Source organism: Faecalimonas sp. LCP19S3_D12, assembly GCF_052121495.1.
Classification (GTDB): Bacteria; Bacillota; Clostridia; order Lachnospirales; family Lachnospiraceae; genus Faecalimonas.
Genome location: NZ_JBQKED010000021.1, coordinates 22355 through 39976 on the forward strand (window position 1 = coordinate 22355; position 17622 = coordinate 39976).

Annotated in this window: 17 protein-coding genes and 3 tRNA genes; 3 read left to right on the forward strand and 17 right to left on the reverse strand. The window is 40.6% G+C overall.

Annotated elements, in window-relative coordinates; all coding sequences use genetic code 11:
- The first annotated feature begins 14 nt into the window (after positions 1-14).
- Entirely contained in the window at positions 15-923 is a 909-nt protein-coding gene (locus ACTQXY_RS07995) for an RluA family pseudouridine synthase (protein ID WP_441659047.1), read from the forward strand.
- Between the two features lie 28 nt (positions 924-951).
- Here the strand turns inward: ACTQXY_RS07995 and ACTQXY_RS08000 are convergent, their stop codons facing one another.
- The 7 genes from ACTQXY_RS08000 to pap form a co-directional block, all read right to left on the reverse strand.
- On the reverse strand, positions 952-2619 hold the full coding sequence (locus ACTQXY_RS08000) for a nucleoside kinase (RefSeq protein WP_441659048.1): 1668 nt from the start codon (positions 2617-2619) through the stop codon (positions 952-954).
- Between the two features lie 20 nt (positions 2620-2639).
- Entirely contained in the window at positions 2640-3416 is a 777-nt protein-coding gene (locus ACTQXY_RS08005; protein WP_441659049.1) for a Nif3-like dinuclear metal center hexameric protein, read from the reverse strand.
- A 13-nt stretch (positions 3417-3429) separates the two neighbouring features.
- Positions 3430-4119 (reverse strand): tRNA (adenine(22)-N(1))-methyltransferase, encoded by a 690-nt coding sequence (locus ACTQXY_RS08010; RefSeq protein ID WP_441659050.1) that lies wholly within the window; start codon positions 4117-4119, stop codon positions 3430-3432.
- A gap of 9 nt (positions 4120-4128) precedes the next feature.
- Positions 4129-5241 carry an RNA polymerase sigma factor RpoD gene (rpoD, locus tag ACTQXY_RS08015; RefSeq protein ID WP_004613558.1) on the reverse strand — a complete coding sequence of 371 codons (1113 nt, stop codon included), beginning with the start codon at positions 5239-5241 and terminating at the stop codon, positions 4129-4131.
- Between the two features lie 39 nt (positions 5242-5280).
- Complete coding sequence (gene dnaG / locus ACTQXY_RS08020; RefSeq protein WP_441659051.1) at positions 5281-7056, reverse strand: DNA primase; 1776 nt, start codon at positions 7054-7056, stop codon at positions 5281-5283.
- Positions 7057-7122: 66 nt separating this feature from the next.
- Entirely contained in the window at positions 7123-8130 is a 1008-nt protein-coding gene (locus tag ACTQXY_RS08025; RefSeq protein WP_441659052.1) for a deoxyguanosinetriphosphate triphosphohydrolase, read from the reverse strand.
- Between the two features lies 1 nt (position 8131).
- Complete coding sequence (gene pap, locus ACTQXY_RS08030; RefSeq protein WP_441659053.1) at positions 8132-9628, reverse strand: polyphosphate:AMP phosphotransferase; 1497 nt, start codon at positions 9626-9628, stop codon at positions 8132-8134.
- 170 nt (positions 9629-9798) lie between these two features.
- Here pap and ACTQXY_RS08035 point away from each other — a divergent pair.
- A tRNA-Leu gene (locus ACTQXY_RS08035) sits at positions 9799-9883 on the forward strand.
- A gap of 111 nt (positions 9884-9994) precedes the next feature.
- Here the strand turns inward: ACTQXY_RS08035 and ACTQXY_RS08040 are convergent.
- From ACTQXY_RS08040 to infC, 5 genes are all read right to left on the reverse strand, one after another.
- Positions 9995-10069, reverse strand: a tRNA-Pro gene (locus tag ACTQXY_RS08040).
- 37 nt (positions 10070-10106) lie between these two features.
- Positions 10107-10181 (reverse strand) — tRNA-Pro (locus tag ACTQXY_RS08045).
- A 236-nt stretch (positions 10182-10417) separates the two neighbouring features.
- Positions 10418-10774 (reverse strand): 50S ribosomal protein L20, encoded by a 357-nt coding sequence (gene rplT, locus ACTQXY_RS08050; RefSeq protein ID WP_004613562.1) that lies wholly within the window; start codon positions 10772-10774, stop codon positions 10418-10420.
- Positions 10775-10807: 33 nt separating this feature from the next.
- The gene (gene rpmI / locus ACTQXY_RS08055; protein ID WP_004613563.1) at positions 10808-11005 is read right to left on the reverse strand and encodes a 50S ribosomal protein L35; all 198 of its coding nucleotides are present in this window, start codon (positions 11003-11005) and stop codon (positions 10808-10810) included.
- A 34-nt stretch (positions 11006-11039) separates the two neighbouring features.
- Positions 11040-11534, reverse strand: coding sequence for a translation initiation factor IF-3 (gene infC / locus ACTQXY_RS08060; RefSeq protein WP_441659054.1), 495 nt, complete (start codon positions 11532-11534; stop codon positions 11040-11042).
- Positions 11535-11941: 407 nt separating this feature from the next.
- Here infC and ACTQXY_RS08065 point away from each other — a divergent pair, with 407 nt between their 5' ends.
- On the forward strand, positions 11942-13297 hold the full coding sequence (locus ACTQXY_RS08065) for a sodium-dependent transporter (RefSeq protein ID WP_441659055.1): 1356 nt from the start codon (positions 11942-11944) through the stop codon (positions 13295-13297).
- A gap of 41 nt (positions 13298-13338) precedes the next feature.
- Here the strand turns inward: ACTQXY_RS08065 and ACTQXY_RS08070 are convergent, their stop codons facing one another.
- The 5 genes from ACTQXY_RS08070 to nrdG form a co-directional block, all read right to left on the reverse strand.
- A complete protein-coding gene (locus ACTQXY_RS08070; RefSeq protein ID WP_441659076.1) occupies positions 13339-14196 on the reverse strand; it encodes a putative manganese transporter in 858 nt (285 codons plus the stop codon).
- Between the two features lie 5 nt (positions 14197-14201).
- Positions 14202-15065 carry a DegV family protein gene (locus ACTQXY_RS08075; protein ID WP_441659056.1) on the reverse strand — a complete coding sequence of 288 codons (864 nt, stop codon included), beginning with the start codon at positions 15063-15065 and terminating at the stop codon, positions 14202-14204.
- Between the two features lie 121 nt (positions 15066-15186).
- Positions 15187-16557 carry a spore germination protein gene (locus ACTQXY_RS08080; protein ID WP_441659057.1) on the reverse strand — a complete coding sequence of 457 codons (1371 nt, stop codon included), beginning with the start codon at positions 16555-16557 and terminating at the stop codon, positions 15187-15189.
- 70 nt (positions 16558-16627) lie between these two features.
- Complete coding sequence (locus ACTQXY_RS08085) at positions 16628-17140, reverse strand: deoxyuridine 5'-triphosphate nucleotidohydrolase (RefSeq protein ID WP_441659058.1); 513 nt, start codon at positions 17138-17140, stop codon at positions 16628-16630.
- Complete coding sequence (nrdG, locus tag ACTQXY_RS08090; RefSeq protein ID WP_441659059.1) at positions 17124-17621, reverse strand: anaerobic ribonucleoside-triphosphate reductase activating protein; 498 nt, start codon at positions 17619-17621, stop codon at positions 17124-17126. Before nrdG ends, ACTQXY_RS08085 begins: the two co-directional genes overlap by 17 nt.
- Position 17622: the final 1 nt, after the last annotated feature.

Genomic DNA, 17622 nt, shown 5'->3' on the forward strand with positions numbered 1-17622 from the left:
GAAAGAGAGTTTTTATGAAACGAATTTTTTCCTATACCATCTCGGCTGCATACAACAATTGTACCTTGATTTCTTTTCTAAAGGAATCAGGGTATTCCAGTCAGGTGATCACACATTTAAAACGCACAGAGAATGGAATTTTATTAAACAAAACTTGGGCAAGAGTCCGTGATATCCTGCACACAGATGATATTTTAACCATCACATTAGAAGAAAAGACTTCTTCTGAAAATATCGTTGTGTCGCCTCTTCCACTTCATATCGTCTATGAGGATGAAGATTTGATGGTTATAAATAAAGCGGCAGATATGCCGATCCATCCTTCACAGGGCAATTACGACAACACACTCGCCAATGCAGTCGCTTATTACTATGCACAAAAGGGGGAACCTTTCACTTACCGCTGTATCAACCGCTTGGATCGTGATACAACCGGACTTTTAATTCTCGCAAAACATATGTATAGCGCCTCCCTCCTCTCGGACATGGTAAAAAATCGAAAAATCCATCGGGAATATCTCGCAGTTGCGGAAGGCGAGACCCCTTCATCCGGTGTCATTGATGCGCCAATCGGAAGAGTAGACGGTTCCACTATCGAGCGTCAGGTTGACTATGAACAAGGTGACTATGCCTGCACTCATTACAAACGTCTTTGCTATAAAAATGGATATTCGCTTGTATCCCTGACATTAAAGACCGGACGTACTCACCAGATACGCGTACATATGAAACACATTGGTCATCCGCTTCCCGGTGATTTCTTATACAATCCCAACTACCACGTCATCAAACGTCAGGCGCTGCATTCTCATTGTCTGTCATTCGAACATCCAATCACCAAAGAACCGCTGACATTCTCCTCTCCTCTTCCCGATGATATGGCAATTTTTTTCAATAATACAAATCAGGAGACAGTCAATTGACTGTCTCCCAACTATATTTCTTATATTTTTATACGTTAAAACATCCTCCACCAACAAATTCCCGCAAAAGAGAATTCGCCGGAATATTTTCACTTCCCACACCAATAAAATAGTCCAAAAACTTCAACAGACGTTTCGCTTCCACATATTCCTCGCAGTCTTTCTCAATTCCAAACAAAATCGGTTCTGCATATAATTTCAACACTGCCAACTCATAAATCAGCGCCGAATTAAACATTACATCTGCATCCTCCTGATAAGGAAAAATATTCTCTTCCTCCCCTTTTCTCACGGAAGACCACATCGCGATTGTCTGTTTTGCCGAAGCCCCACGGGTTCTTGCATCTCTGACCATACGCCGTATCAGGCGCCCATCCGTTGTCGGGATGCGATTGTGTTCATCGATATTCAACTGTGTCAATGCACTGATATAAATCTTAAACTTATTTTCTTTGGAGAGTTTATACGTCATGGCATCATTCAGGCAATGAATTCCCTCAATCACAAGCACATCCTGTTCCCCAAGCTTTTTAGTCTCGCCGGAATATTCTCTTTTTCCTGTTTTAAAATTAAATGTAGGAAGCGCCACTTCTTTCCCCGACAAAAGATCTAACATATCCTGATTGAACAATTCCACATCAAGCGCTTCCAAACATTCAAAGTTATAATTGCCATCTTTGTCTTTCGGAGTCTTTTCCCGTTCAACAAAATAATTATCTACGGCGATTGGATGGGGAACAAGTCCGTTCGCCCGCAACTGGATCGAAAGCCGATGCGAAAAGGTTGTTTTTCCAGAAGAAGACGGCCCTGCGATCAGCACAAATTTGATGTCTGATTTATTTGCAATCATCTCCGCTATCTCTGCAATCTTCTTCTCCTGCATCGCTTCCTGCACAAGAATCATATCCTGAATATCCCCATTAGTGATCTTGTCATTCAGCGCGCCTACTGTCTCAATATTTTGTATATCTCCCCACTTGGTCGATTCTTTCAGAACCTGAAATAATTTATGCTGTGGTCTGAAAGGCGGAACGACTGTCGGCGCATCTTTTTCCGGCATCTGAATTACAAAGCCTTCATCATACAGATGCAGTTCAAAGTATGGCAGGTACGATGCATCCGGCACCATATATCCATAATAATAATCCTCAAACTCATTCATACTATAAATATTGACTTTTGACACTCTTCGGTATTCAAAAAGTCTCTCTTTATCATGCATTCCATGTTTGTGGAATAAAGCAATTGCCTCATCCGTATGAATCGTACGTTTGTCAATCAGCATCTTTTCCGCAACCATCTCTAACATGCGGCTCTTCACCTTATCAAGGAAACGCTGATCTACTGCGACATCCCCTTCGATCGTGCAATAATAACCCTTGCTCAAAGAAAAATGAATACGTACCTTCCAAATATCTTTATGTTCACAGACATCATAGATTGCTTTTACAAGCATCAAACACATGCTTCTTCGATATGTCTGGTTTCCCACGGAATCCCCCGTCGTAACAAATCGTAAAGTACAGTCTTTTGTGACTCCTTTTCTTAATTCCTGAAGCTTTTTATCTTCAAACACTAAGACAATCTCATTTTCATATTGTTTTTGGTATTCCTTTGCAATTTTCGCAAAAGTCGTCCCTTCCTCATACTGCTTTACTTGATTCCCTACTTTTACCTTATATACCTTTCTATCCATGTGCTACTCCTTTCTTACAGCTATACTGTCTGAAACGGCTGTACAATCTCTGCTTTTTCTATCTTAACGCATGACAGATGACTCTCTAAAAACATCGCCATATCTTCTATGAAAATATGCTCCAATCCATAGTGCCCTGCATCTATTACGTTAAGTCCTCTTGCAACCGCGTCAATCCCTTCATGATGTCCAATATCTCCAGTCACAAGTACCTCTGCTCCCGTCTGAAGTGCAGTGTCAATCATACTCTTACCCGAACCCGGAGAAATTGCTGCACGTGTCACTTTCCTTTCTATATCACCAAATACCTTTACATCAGGCAAATGAAACTTCTCTTTTACCAGTTCACAGCACTCACCCAAAGTCATCTCATGTTTTAAAAGACCGACTCTTCCAATCCCCTGATTATTTTCCGGAATCGTTACCTCCAAAGGCTCCGCCTGCACAAGTTCCATCATTTTTCCCGACAGTTCCGCCATGCCAAGCACATCGTAATTCGTGTGCATTGCATAATATGATATGTCATGCTGTAACAATTTCACAACGCGATTGCTGATAAAATGCTCATCCGTAACTGTTTTCAACGGCGAAAAAATAAGTGGATGATGCGTGAGAATCATATCTGCATTTCCCTTTATCGCCGCCTCGATAATCTCATCGGTTGCATCCAGTGCCACATAAATACGCTTTACTTCTTTTTCAGTGCGTCCCACCAAAAGTCCGACGTTATCCCAAGCCAAGGCTGCCTCTTTTGGATATGTACCTTCAATCACATCAATTATCTCTCTACAAAGCATATGTTTCCCTCTCTTAATAAATTCCAAGCGCCTCTTTTGTCTGTGCTATCTCATTTTCAAGTTCCGCTATCCGGGATGCAATATGTATTCCTTCTTCCTTCCTTAGCTGTCTGCAAATTTGCTCTTTTGTCTTTTCTTCCTTTTCCAAAAACAATTTTAAAACAGGATGTTTTTCTCTGAGTAACAGCTTCCCATACCGCAGTTCTAATGTACTGTATTCCTCAGCAGACCCGTTTGCCACCTTCATCATCGGATAAAATTTTCCATCCTCCAAAACCATATCTTCTGCTATAATGCGGTAGTTATGTTCACACAGATACTGGCGCACTTTTGCAATTTCAGACTGTGGCTGCAGAATGAATTCCTTCAGATTTCTGAAAATCTCTTCTCCATCTTCCATGATCTTTATGACAAGACCACCACCCATTCCGGAGACAATGACACAGTCACATTCTCCTATCTGTAGTTTTTTGACCCCGTCTGACAGTCTAGTCTTAATCTGCTCCCCCAGACCGTGCATCCGAATATGTGCTTCTGCACGATCCAAAGGTCCACGATTGATATCCATCGCAATCGCGCATTTATTTTTTCCAGACTCTACCAGATAGATCGGAATATAACCATGGTCTGTTCCGACATCCGCGACTGTCACTCCATTGCTCACAAGTTCTGCAACTGCCTGTAATCTCTTTGATAGCTCCATACAAATACCCTAATCCAAATAATCACGAAGTTTGCGGCTTCTGCTTGGATGACGGAGTTTTCGAAGTGCTTTCGCCTCAATCTGACGGATTCTTTCACGAGTGACATCAAATTCTTTTCCGACTTCCTCCAATGTACGCGCACGTCCATCGTTCATACCGAAACGAAGGCGCAATACTTTCTGTTCTCTGTCAGTCAACGTATCCAAAACTTCTCCTAATTGCTCTTTCAACAACGTAGCTGCTGCTGCCTCAGCCGGCACCGGAACATTGTCATCCTGAATGAAATCTCCCAAATGACTGTCCTCTTCTTCGCCAATCGGTGTCTCCAAAGATACAGGTTCCTGAGAAATTTTCAAAATCTCACGCACTCTTTCCACCGGCATGTCCAGTTCTTCTGCAATCTCCTCCGGCAGTGGCTCACGTCCCAATTCCTGCAGCAACTGTCTTGATACACGAATCAATTTGTTAATTGTCTCCACCATATGAACCGGAATACGAATGGTTCTCGCCTGATCTGCAATCGCTCTCGTAATTGCCTGTCTGATCCACCATGTCGCATACGTACTGAATTTGAATCCTTTCTGATAATCAAACTTTTCAACCGCTTTGATCAATCCCAAATTTCCTTCCTGAATCAAGTCAAGAAATAACATTCCACGTCCCACATAGCGTTTCGCAATGCTGACAACAAGACGAAGATTCGCCTCTGCAAGCCTCTTTTTCGCATCTTCATCCCCTTCTGCCATCCGTTTCGCTAGTTCAATCTCTTCCTCGGCACTCAACAATGGCACTTTACCGATCTCTTTCAGATACATACGCACCGGATCTTCGATACTGATTCCATCCGGCACAGACAGATCTATCTTTTCCATGTCAACTTCATCTTCATCTGTCAACAAAATCTCCACGTCATCTGCATCATCCGTGTCCGGACTGATTCTGAGTACATCAATATTCTGCGATTCCAAATACTCGAATATTTTCTCCATCTGTTCTGCTTCCAGCTCCATATCTGAGAAAACTTCATTGATCTCCTGTATCTCAAGAATACTTTTCTTCTTCTTCCCTAAAGCAACCAGATTTTTCAATTTTTCCTCAAATTTTATAGCTCTTTCTTCCATGTAGTGTCCATCCTCTCATAGCTTGTTTATATTTTATCCTTAATCAATAGAAATATGCATTCTTTGCAAGTCCTGAAGAGATTTCTTTGCCTCCATCAGTCTCTGCAGCCCCACAATATCTGTAGGATTCAACATCTTCGTCGCAAACTCAATACTGTTGTATTTTACGCGGATAATCGTCTCCTTCAACGCTTTCTCCTGCTCTTCTCTCGTGGTGAGTTCCCGAATCTTCGTATGGAATAACTCTGCCACTTCCCGGTGTTCTTCCTCATCCGTAAAATGATTCATCACCTTCGCCGGATTGACCTCTCCCGCCTCATACTGCTCATACAGAAGCTCAGCAACTGTGCGGTAAAGTTCTTTTGTAAAATCTTCTGGTACAATATACTTTTTAATCTGTGCAAACAACGCCTCATTCTCTATCAGCCACGTCAGTAATATTTTCTGCGACTTCAGATTCCCATCTTCTTTTTGCTTTTCCCGGTTCGCCGTCTGTTTTGGCCGCTCCGCAGGTGTCGCCTGCCCCATCTGGATTGCCATCTTGCCCACCAGTTTTTTCAATTCCTCATATCCAATCCGATATTTTTCAGCAACTGCTTCTATGTAATTGTTGCGCTCAATCTCTTCCTCAAACATGGTGAGACGTTTTGCCGCCTCTTTATGAAACGCAGTCTTTCCTTCCGGCGAATTCATATCATACTCTTTTTCCAGAATCTCCAGGGAGAACAAAAATCCATTTCTTGCTTTATTGATCCGCTCCTCAAACGCCTCTGTTCCAAGATTCTTGATAAACTCGTCCGGGTCTTTATACGGCTCCATCCGGATAATCTTAGCTGTAATGCCTGCTTCTTTTAAAATCGGCATTGCACGAAGTGCTGCTCTTGTTCCGGCCTCATCGCTGTCATAGGTCAGATAAACTTCATTCACATACCGCTTGATCAGCGATGCATGTCCGGTAGTCAACGCTGTCCCAAGCGATGCCACCGCATTCGTAAATCCCGCCTGATGGAGTGAAATCACATCCATATATCCCTCACAGATCAAAAAATAAGGCTTTCTGGATGTTCTGGCACGATTCAGCCCATAGAGATTCCTGCTCTTGTCAAACACTTCTGTCTCCGGCGAATTCAAATATTTTGGCTTTGCATCTCCCATAACTCTTCCGCCAAATCCAATCACCCGGTTATTGACGTCCATGATTGGGAACATCACACGATTCCAAAATTTGTCGTGTGCCCCATGCCTTTCATCAACACTGATCAGACCCGCTTTTACAAGCAGTTCATCTTTATAGCCTTTTGTCTTTAAATACCGATACAGATCATCACTGTATTTATTGGAATATCCCAGACCAAAAGCGGTGATCGTCTCCTCGCTCAGTCCTCTGCCAGTCAAATAGGTATGTGCCAATTTCCCCTGCTCGGTCTTTAACTGGGCATAAAAATATTTTGCGGCAAGCTTATTGATCTCCAGCAGTGTCGCCTTCAGATCAGCTCTCTCTTTTGCTTCTTTGGAATACTCCACTTCCGGAATATCCACTCCTGCCCGCTCAGCAAGCATCTTAAACGCTTCCACGAAAGAATAATTCTCATATTCCATAATAAACGTAAATACATTGCCTCCCGCACCGCATCCGAAGCAATAATACATCTGCTTTCCGCGGCTGACTGAAAAAGAAGGGGATTTCTCATTGTGAAACGGACAAAGTCCAAAATAAGAACTTCCTTTTTTCTGTAACTTTACATATCCGGAAATGACGTCCACAATATCATTTTTTTGTCTTACTTCTTCTATTAAGTCTTCTGAAAAGTACATGTTGTCCTTCCTTCCAAATAAATTACCCTACATTTATACTTATTCGACAAATCCTTTTGATTTCCTTTAAATTTTCCAAGATTGTGGCACAAAAATTTCCTGAAACTTTTTTACCGCATAATTATCGGTCATCCCAGCTATATAATCACAGATAATCTGTTCTTTGCTGTCACCTCTCAGTACCGCACGTTGTAACTCCCGCTCAGGAAGTTTTTCGAAATGCTCCGAATAATACTCATAGAGATTCTGTACCAGTTTGATTGCTTTTTCCTCCTCGCTTTTTGCAAGAGGATTCCTGTAGACATTTTCAAACATAAATTTACGCAATCCCATAAGTGCCGCTTCTACTTCTTCTGACATCTGGATCTTTGGTTGATCCATGCTATGTATGATCACATCGTGTATCATCGTATTTAATCTTGCTCGAGTTGTGTTCCCCAATGTTTTCCGATATTTTGGCGGAATGTCGGCTTCGCTCAGTATCCCGCCGCGTATCGCATCATCAATATCATGATTGATATATGCAATCTTATCAGATAATCTCACAATCTGCCCTTCCAAAGTAAATGGCTTCCCCGATGTCTGATGATTTCGAATTCCGTCAACGACTTCCTCCGTCAGATTCAGTCCCTCTCCTCGTTTTTCTATGCATTCTACAACACGAACACTCTGCTCATTGTGCCTAAACCCAAGCGGACAGATCTGGTTGAGCGCCCGCTCTCCGGCATGACCAAACGGGGTATGCCCAAGGTCATGTCCGAGACTGATGGCTTCTGCCAAATCTTCATTTAAGCGAAGTGCTTTTGCAATCGTGCGGGCATTCTGTGAGACTTCCAGCGTATGTGTCAGTCTCGTCCGATAATGATCTCCTTTCGGGAGCAAAAACACCTGTGTCTTTTGTTTCATTCTTCGGAATGCCTTACAATGCAAAATGCGATCCCGGTCTCTTTGAAATACCGGTCGGATATCACATTCCTCTTCTTTTGCCTTTCTTCCTTTGGAATCCTTGCTCAATGCCGCATATGGACTCAAATATTCAATTTCTCGTAATTCTAATTGTTCTCGAATCGTCATCTTACTCTCCCTTATTTTTCAGCCGTTCCTCTATCGCATTTACAACCGTCTCAAGTACCTTGATTCTCGCATAATACTTGCAATTTCCTTCCACTACAATCCAAGGTGCTTTTTCTGTGGAAGTTCGAATCAGCATCTCATTTACAGCTTCTTCGTACTGATCCCATTTTTCTCGGTTTCTCCAGTCTTCCTCCGTGATCTTCCACTGCTTGTCCGGATTTTTCTCACGTGCCCTGAACCTTCTCTCCTGTTCTTCCTTATCAATATGAAGCCAGAATTTCAGGACAACCGTACCGGCATTCACCAAATCCTGTTCCATATCATTGATTTCCTTATATGCTCTCTGCCACTCCTTTTTACTGCAAAACCCTTCAATCCGTTCCACCAATACCCTTCCATACCACGTTCTGTCAAAAATAGCAATATGTCCTGCTTTTGGCATTGCTCTCCAAAATCGCCAAAGATAATGATGTGACCGTTCCATATCATTCGGTGACGCTGTCGGATGCACCACATATCCTCTCGGATCCATCTTTTCCGTCAGTCGCTTGATTGCGCCACCCTTTCCAGCCGCATCCCAGCCCTCAAATCCTAATACGACCGGAATACCTTTTCGGTACAGTTCTCCATGCAGTTTCTCTATCTCTTTCTGCAGTTTCTTTAATCTCTTCTTATATTCCGCCTTCGTATAAGAACAATCCAAATTGGCTTTTGCTAAGACCGTCTCCGATATTTCATGGTTTACAAGCACTTTATCCGGCATGATTTCTTCTTGTTTTTGCTGTTTTCTTTTCTCTATTTCCGCCAAAAGGCAATTGATTACTGTCGTGTAGATTTTTATTGTTGCAAATCTTCGGTCTGTCGCTTCCACGATTGTCCACGGTGCATACTCTGTATCGGTTTTCTGCAGCATCTCCTCATTCATTCTTTTATATTTTTTAAACTCTCGATTCCGCTTCAGATCTTTTTTGCTCACTCGCCACGCAGTCTCTTTCTTGGCCAATAATTTATCGAATCTCTTTTTCTGTTCCTCTTGGCTGATACATAAAAAGATTTTGATCAAAACCATTCCATCGTCTGTCAACTGTCGCTCAAATGACTGAATCGAATCATATGCAGACAGAACCTCTTTTTCTCCCGCTTTCTTTTCAAATCGATCAATTAAAACTTTACGATACCAACTGCTGTCATAAATTGCGATTCTTCCTTTTTCCGGCATTTTTGTCCAAAATCTCCATAAAAACGGATATTTCTTTTCCTCCTCGCTTTCATTCTTCACTGCGTACACTTCAAACCCTCTCGGATCTAATGAACGAATCAATTCTGCAATCTGAATTCCTTTTCCAGATGCGCCAAATCCTTCAAAGGCAAGCATAATCGGAATATTTAAATTTCTGCACGCTCGTTGTAACTGTGCAAGCTTTCTCTCCAGCACACTGATTTTTCTTTGATATTCATCTTTCTCCATTTTCTTTGTTAAATCTATCTTTTCCAGCATAAATATTCCTCCCATTACAGATATTTTTATGCAATTATACGATTTATTATACAATTATATAACAATTACCTTTTCTTTTCCATAATTATCTATATTTAATAAACTTTAAAAAAAGTGTTGACATTTCACACAAATCATAGTATTATAGTCAAGTAGCAAGGAGCTGTTACGCAGGAGTGTCGGAATTGGCAGACGAGCAAGACTAAGGATCTTGTAAGCAATGCGCTTGTGTGGGTTCAAGTCCCATCTCCTGCATCTTAAAAGAAATCTTTCGTTGAAAGGTTTCTTTTTTTGTACTCCCTTTTAACCGATATTATTCTCCTTTATTATAACTCAAAAAGAATAGCATTCGCTATTCTTTTTTAATCGGGGTGACAGGATTCGAACCTGCGACCTCCTGGTCCCAAACCAGGCGCTCTAGCCAAGCTGAGCCACACCCCGTTACTTTATTGAATTTTCATTATAGTTATTCTTCTAATCGGGGTGACAGGATTCGAACCTGCGACCTCCTGGTCCCAAACCAGGCGCTCTAGCCAAGCTGAGCCACACCCCGTTATCATTGTTTGCATCTCTCAAATACAAGTACAAGTATATCCAATTTACCCACTTTTGTCAAGCAATTTTGTTATTTTTTTCACTTATTTTGCTATTTTTCTTATTTTTTCTATTTTCCACACATTATGCACATTTATTCACCGGTATTTACCGCAAAAAATCAGTACGTTTTCAAGCCATTTACACATAAAAGAATCCCCGAAAACTCAAGGTTTCCGGGGATGTTATTTTTCACTAAGCTAATTTAGACTTCGCAACTTCTGCTAATGTAGCAAATCCCGCTGCATCATTTACTGCCATATCAGCTAAGATTTTTCTGTTCATCTCAACACCTGCTAATTTTAAACCGTGCATCATCTTGCTGTATGATAAACCATTCATTCTAGCTGCCGCATTGATACGGGCAATCCATAACTGTCTCATCTGACGTTTACGTTGTTTTCTACCAGCATATGAAGATGTCAAAGCTCTCATTACTGATTGTTTTGCAACTCTATATTGTTTTGATCTGGCTCCTCTGTAACCTTTTGCCAGTTTTAATGTTCTGTTGTGTTTCTTTTTAGCGTTCATTCCGCCTTTAATTCTTGCCATGTCCTTCTAATCCTCCTTCAATTCTTCCAAATCTTACAGATATGGTAAAACTTTTTTCATGTTCTTTACATTTGTAGCATCTGTAATAGTTGCCTGTCTAAGATTTCTTTTTCTCTTTGTAGATTTCTTAGTTAAGATATGGCTCTTGTAAGCTTTGTTTCTTTTTAATTTACCTGTAGCTGTTTTTTTGAAGCGCTTTGCAGCAGCTCTATTTGTTTTAATTTTTGGCATGATATGTTCCTCCTTAATATTTAGGTATTTATTTTTAACGTTTTTCAGTTAAAACCATACTAATGCTTCTGCCTTCGAGTTTTGCAGGTTTTTCAATGGCTGCAACATCTTTTAACATCTCTGCAAAATCATCCAGAATATGTTTGCTCGTCTGCATATGAGCCATCTCTCTTCCTCGAAAACGTAAAGTAACTTTTACTTTATTTCCTTTTTGGATAAATTTCTTTGCGTTGTTCACTTTCGTGTTCAAATCATTCGTATCGATGTTCGGCGAAAGACGCACTTCCTTTACCTCAACAGTTTTTTGTTTTTTCTTCGCTTCTTTTTCTTTTCTCGCCAGTTCATATCTGTATTTACCATAATCAATAATCTTACAAACTGGTGGTTTTGCTGTTGGAGCAATTTTAACCAAATCCAATTCTACCTCTTCTGCCAGCTTCAAAGCTTCCCTTGAAGACATAACGCCTAACTGGTCACCATTCTCTCCTATTAAACGTACTTCCTTGTCTCTGATTTGCTCGTTGATCATTAAATCGCTAATTGTAGTGCACCTCCATAAATAAAATAATCTTTACTTTACTCTAATTTTTTTATATAATAGCGTAAAAAAATGAATAGCTCACAGCTATCCACTCCATTTCTGCACACAAAATAGAAATTCTATTCTTATGCTTCAATATCAACCATTAGTCACCCACTTGTGCTAAGGTGAGAGTGGAACTCTGCTTTCTTTTTGTCTTACGCATGTATTAACATATCATACTCTCACCGTTTTTGTCAACGTTTTTTTTATTTTTTCTTATTATCCTTACATCGTTCACAAAATTGTTTGCACTAAAAAACAGATTGCACTCTTTTTTTCTTGCATTCTTTTCACTTTTATGCAATAATAAGGCTACTTAACTTAGTCTAAATGAATTTTGAGGAGGATTTTTTATGTCACAAAGAAGTAATTTTTCCAGCAAGATTGGATTTGTACTTGCTGCTGCCGGCTCTGCTGTAGGGCTTGGTAACCTTTGGAGATTCCCATATCTCGCAGCAAAATATGGAGGAGGAACATTTCTTCTTGTATATCTGATTCTTGCAGTCACATTCGGTTTTTCATTGATGATTGCTGAAATCGCAATCGGAAGAAAGACAGGGCTCAGCGCAATTGGCGCTTTCAAAAAATTAGATAAACGCTTTGGTTTTCTAGGAGTACTCGCCGCAATCATACCGATTATCATTCTTCCATATTATAGTGTAATCGGTGGATGGGTCATCAAGTATTTTGTCACTTTCATCAGCGGCGATATGCATGCAGCAGCAAATGACGCTTATTTTTCAAACTTCATCGGTTCCACCAGTGAGCCAATTGGATGGTTCTGTCTCTTTATCGCCTTTACTTCCATCATCGTACTTCTCGGTGTTGAAAAAGGAATTGAAACTGTAAGTAAATTTATGATGCCAGTATTAGTTGTTTTAACTGTGATCATTGCCGGATACGGACTTACAGTGGACGGCGCAATCGATGGTTTAATCTACTACATAAAACCAAGCATGGAAAACTTTTCCGGAATGACCGTCATAGCGGCGATGGGACAATTGTTCTATTCTATGTCTCTTGCAATGGGAATCATGATTACATACGGTTCTTATATGAAGAAAGACAACAACTTAGAAAGCTCTGTACGTCAAATTGAAATCTTTGACACTGGTATTGCATTCATGGCCGGGCTTATGATCATCCCTGCAGTATTCGCTTTCTCAGGCGGAACTGCCGAACAGTTAGGACAGGGACCTGGACTGATGTTTGTAATGCTTCCAAAAGTATTTAACAGTATGCCAATGGGCGGTGCTATCGGAACACTCTTCTTTATTTTAGTGTTCTTCGCAGCGCTGACTTCTTCTATCTCACTTATGGAGACAATTGTTTCTATCCTGAGAGATAAATTCCATTGGAGCCGTAAGTTTACTTGTATTATTGTTACAGTAATTGCATTAATAATGGGCATCCCATCCTCTTTAGGATTTGGTATCTGGAGCCATATAAAATTCCTTGACTTCTCAATCCTGGATGCCTTCGACTTCATCAGCAACAGCGTATTGATGCCAATCCTTGCTTTCTTTACTTGCATCTTTGTTGGTTTTATTATCAAGCCAAAAGCAGTTATCGATGAAGTAAAAAGCTCAGATGGTGTTTTCAAAGGTGAAAAACTGTTCACAATTATGATCAAATGGATCGCTCCAATCTTCTTAGTTGCAATCCTTGTAAGTTCTGTAGGAAATGCAATGGGATGGTGGACAATTTAATATTCTATTAAAAAAGGAGAAATTCGCTTGAATTTCTCCTTTTAATGTTTCATGCCGATGAATAAAATCTGTAAGACCACACCGATTAAGATCGAACCAATATATAACATTGCTGCAATTTTTAAATTTTCTTTTTTGTCCCGATTGTTTTTCCACAATACAATCAGTCCCATTCCACCGCTTGCTAGTAGCCCTGCCATCACAGACGGAAGCGCAAGGACATTTTTCATATATAACTCTGTAATCAGTATCGATGAAGCACAGTTCGGAATCAAACCTACCGATGCACTTAGAACAATCTGAAACGGAGAATCATTCATCAAGATCTCTTGAATTCTTTCAATTCCAATTCCCTCGATAACCAGATTCAGTACCATCGAGAACAGCATAATGTACAAAAGTGTTTTGAAGGAATGAGATACGACCGCTTTCAAGATGCCGTTGTGTCCACCACAACAAGTACATCCCTGCTCTTTCCACGTTCTTTCTTGCTTTAAGGCAAAATGCTTTCTTTTCCAAAATAGATCTACGAAATATCCAACAACAATTGCAATCACAACTTTGAGACCTAAAATTGTAAGAATCTTATCTCCACTCTTCGGATATCCCAACATCACAATGATCGCCTCATCTGATGTTGACATGAACACCGCAAGAAGAGTTCCGACTGAGATAAGCCGCTCTGCATACAGATTCGCCGCTACCACGGAAAATCCGCATTGCGGTATGCATCCAAACAGCGCTCCGATGATCGGTCCCGCTTTATTTCCCTTCATCAGAATCCGATCTCGTTTCTCTCCCGTATACTTTTCCACTAATTCAATCAGCAAAAATGCAAAAAGCAAAAACGGAATCATCCTCACTCCATCAATCAGCACATCTTTACAGATTTCTCCCATTATACTCAACGCTTATCCCCCATAAAGAACACAGCCACCACACCAGCACCTGTATGGCTTCCGATAACTGAACCGATTCCGTTGATCATCACGTTGTGAATCCCAAACCGTTCTTCTACCTGTTTCTTCACAAATTCAGCGTCCTCTATACAATCACCATGCGTAATCATCACAATGTCATTATCGTATCCCTGCATCTGCTTTTCCATGCGGTCTACAATCGAAATCAATGATTTTTTCCTGCCTCGTTCTTTGCCAATAACAACCAGTTTTCCCTCATCACTCATATGGATGATTGGTTTAATCTTAATCATGGAACCGACAACCGCAGTCGTCCTAGAGATACGCCCACCTCTGTGAAGGTGGTTGAGATCATCTACCGTTACATTGTGACAGATATGAAGCTTGTTCGCTTCCACCCATTCCACAATCTCTTTCATTGACATTCCACACTCTTTCAATTCTAAAGCTTTATATAGAAGCAATCCTTCTCCCATGCACGCGCAGAGACTGTCTATAGTAATAATGTTGATGTCCGGATATTCTTCTTTCAAATCTTCTGCTGCCATCCGCACACTGTTATAACTTCCACTTAGTCCAGAAGAAAAGCCGATATAAAGAATATCTTTCCCTTCTTTTGCAAGCGGCTCCAACGCTTCGCGCGCCTGTTCCGGATTGATCTGAGACGTTGTAGGAAGCGAACCTGTTCTCAGCTTTTCAAAAAATTCTTTATGTGACAGTCCATCCATCTCTTCATATGTAACTCCGTCCATAATATAAGACAGTGAGATGATCGGAACTTGTTTTGCCTGTAAATATTCTTTTGGTAAATCCACAGTACTATCTGATACAATTACAAACTCATTCATCTTTTTCCCTCCTGTTTGGCAATATTTATTTCTCTATTCTATCACTTTTTCTTTTCTTTCGCAAAAAGTTTTTCATGGTGTAAATAAGAGATTTTCGCAAAAAGTACGCCGAAGCGTACTTTTAATTTAATTTGATATTCAAATAACTTCTTCCTGATAGTGTTTTGTTAAATGCAATAGAGCAGATAATAATGATTGTTCCCGCCAAAAATCCAATCCAGTTAAAGCACGCTGTAAGGACTAAAAGCAACAGACGCATAAATTTCAACGCATATCCAAGTTCAAAATTCGGCTGTGTATAATTCGCCACAGCGACAAACGCCATATAAAGCATAACCTCTGAGTTGAACCATCCTGATTTGACCGAGAATTCCCCCATGACAATACCTGCAATCACACTGAGCGGCGTGCTTAACATACTTGGCGTATTCATCGCCGCAAGCCGAAGTCCGTCAATTGCAAGCTCCAATATCAGCAGTTGGAAAATAAGCGGAATATTGACCGTATCTTTCAATGACACAAACTGAAATGCCTCCGGAAGCCAGTTGAGGTTCTGCATAAATAACAAAAATACCGGTGTCAGAAAGACTGTTGCAAAGGTAATAATCGCCCTCGATACTTTCAAATATACATTTGTAAGAGTTGGAAAATAATAGTCGTTTGCCTCCTCAATAATGTCTAAAATCGAAGTCGGAAGAATCATCGCAGACGGTGAATTGTCAACTAAAAGTACGACTTTCCCTTCCAGCAGGCATACAGAAGCCGTGTCCGGTCTCTCTGTAAACTTAAATTTCGGAAACGGGTTGAACCATTTTCGTTTGAACAATTCTTCTGCAAGACTTTGCTGATTCATTCGCAACGCATCCACATTGATTGTATCAAGCCTTTTCAATAAATTGTCTAACAGTTCCTGATCCACTCTGTCAGACATATAGCAGACTGCTACATCGGTTCTGGAACTATTTCCAATCTCTATCATCTTCATCACAAGATGAGGATCTCGTATTCTTCTCCTCATCAATGCCGTATTAAACACGATCGTCTCCACGAACCCATCTCTTGACCCGCGGAGCGATTTATCCTTATCTGGCTCTTCTACTCCTCTTGCCGGATATGTGCGACAGTCAATTGCAATGCAAGCCTCATATCCATCAATAAACAGACAGGTAACTCCGGACAATATATTCCGAATGATCATGTCAAAATCAGCAATAATGTCCACTTCCACATACGGAAGCGCCATCTTGGAAAACCCAGTTGCATTACTTGGCATATCGTCCTTTTTCAACGCAAAAAAAGATGTCATGATTTTAAGCATTGTCTCATCTTTCGTAAATCCATCAATGAAGTAAAATGTACTCTGCTTTTCTCCGATAATCATATCACGCTGAATCAGGTCAAAACTTTCACTGACTGGAAGTATGCTGTTTAAATATGTCACATTTTCCTGAAGCGATGCTTTCACCTGTTTTGTCACTTTTTTATCTACCATACAAAAACCTCCACATTTGTCATCTCTTGGTTAGAATTCCCAAATGTGGAGGTTTTATACTGCATTTCTCTTATTTTGTTGTACTTCCAAGTCCACCGTTTCGCACTTCAGTCACATCATCATCTATTGTAATCCCATATTCCACGAAGATTCCCTGCATAAATCCGGTGCCCACAGAAAGTTCTACAACCTTTCCTTCATTCGTATCATTTGTCAGCTTTGCAAAAATATGCCCTTCATTGTCCGAATAAAAGTAATCACTGTCGATAATACCAACTGTATTATTAAGCTGCAGGCGAAATTTAAAACCAAGCCCACTTCTCGGATAACATTTTAAAACCCAGTTTTCTTCCATCTCCACACGGATTCCAGTCGGAATCTTCACCGTCTCTCCCGGTTGGAGCGTCAACGATACCGGGGTATAGAAATCATATCCCGCCGAACCCGAAGTCGCTCTTTTCGGAAGTTTGACAGCATCATAAATGTTTTGAATCTCGCTTTCTTCTACCTCACCAAACGTATCGAGCCATCCTTCTTTAAATTGTTCAAAACTTACTTTGTGAAACTTAGCAATCCTCTTCATGTAATACAATTTCTCCTTTTTCTAATGTCTTTTGTACATCAATTACTTTCTGATTAGAACTTCCCTTCCAATGTAGATTAGCATCCTTTTTATCCACTTCAAACTCTCCATCCACAAGCACATCTACATATCTCATCAGTTTCATTGTCTGAATCTGCTCCCATGTAGAGCCGGTATACAGCCAAATTGTCTTTGTGGGATACTTTTCTTTGATTTCTTTTGCAAGTGCTGTCACTTCGTATACATTACTAATATGAAGTGGGTCACCACCGCTAAAAGTGATACCGCTGACATAACTTTTTTCTAATTCATCAAAAATCTCCTGTTTTGCCGCCTCATCAAATTCCAATCCCCCATTCGGATCCCAGGTAATCGGATTGTGGCATTCCTTACAGCAATGCACACAACCAGATACCCATAGTACAACACGAAGACCATCTCCGTTTAGCATATCATCTTTTGTAATATTATGATAACGCATA

Coding starts and splice junctions, on each gene's coding strand:
- ACTQXY_RS08080 (WP_441659057.1), bottom strand. CDS start 16,557: ATGGTAGATAAAAAAGTGACAAAACAGGTGAAAGCATCGCTTCAGGAA.
- nrdG (WP_441659059.1), bottom strand. CDS start 17,621: ATGCGTTATCATAATATTACAAAAGATGATATGCTAAACGGAGATGGT.
- rpmI (WP_004613563.1), bottom strand. CDS start 11,005: ATGCCAAAAATTAAAACAAATAGAGCTGCTGCAAAGCGCTTCAAAAAA.
- pap (WP_441659053.1), bottom strand. CDS start 9,628: ATGCTGGAAAAGATAGATTTAACAAAGAAAATGGAGAAAGATGAATAT.
- dnaG (WP_441659051.1), bottom strand. CDS start 7,056: ATGTACTTTTCAGAAGACTTAATAGAAGAAGTAAGACAAAAAAATGAT.
- ACTQXY_RS08010 (WP_441659050.1), bottom strand. CDS start 4,119: ATGGAGCTATCAAAGAGATTACAGGCAGTTGCAGAACTTGTGAGCAAT.
- infC (WP_441659054.1), bottom strand. CDS start 11,534: ATGATCAACGAGCAAATCAGAGACAAGGAAGTACGTTTAATAGGAGAG.
- ACTQXY_RS08085 (WP_441659058.1), bottom strand. CDS start 17,140: ATGAAGAGGATTGCTAAGTTTCACAAAGTAAGTTTTGAACAATTTAAA.
- ACTQXY_RS08005 (WP_441659049.1), bottom strand. CDS start 3,416: ATGCTTTGTAGAGAGATAATTGATGTGATTGAAGGTACATATCCAAAA.
- ACTQXY_RS08025 (WP_441659052.1), bottom strand. CDS start 8,130: ATGACGATTCGAGAACAATTAGAATTACGAGAAATTGAATATTTGAGT.
- rplT (WP_004613562.1), bottom strand. CDS start 10,774: ATGGCAAGAATTAAAGGCGGAATGAACGCTAAAAAGAAACACAACAGA.
- rpoD (WP_004613558.1), bottom strand. CDS start 5,241: ATGGAAGAAAGAGCTATAAAATTTGAGGAAAAATTGAAAAATCTGGTT.
- ACTQXY_RS08000 (WP_441659048.1), bottom strand. CDS start 2,619: ATGGATAGAAAGGTATATAAGGTAAAAGTAGGGAATCAAGTAAAGCAG.
- ACTQXY_RS08070 (WP_441659076.1), bottom strand. CDS start 14,196: ATGGGAGAAATCTGTAAAGATGTGCTGATTGATGGAGTGAGGATGATT.
- ACTQXY_RS08075 (WP_441659056.1), bottom strand. CDS start 15,065: ATGAATGAGTTTGTAATTGTATCAGATAGTACTGTGGATTTACCAAAA.
- ACTQXY_RS07995 (WP_441659047.1), top strand. CDS start 15: ATGAAACGAATTTTTTCCTATACCATCTCGGCTGCATACAACAATTGT.
- ACTQXY_RS08065 (WP_441659055.1), top strand. CDS start 11,942: ATGTCACAAAGAAGTAATTTTTCCAGCAAGATTGGATTTGTACTTGCT.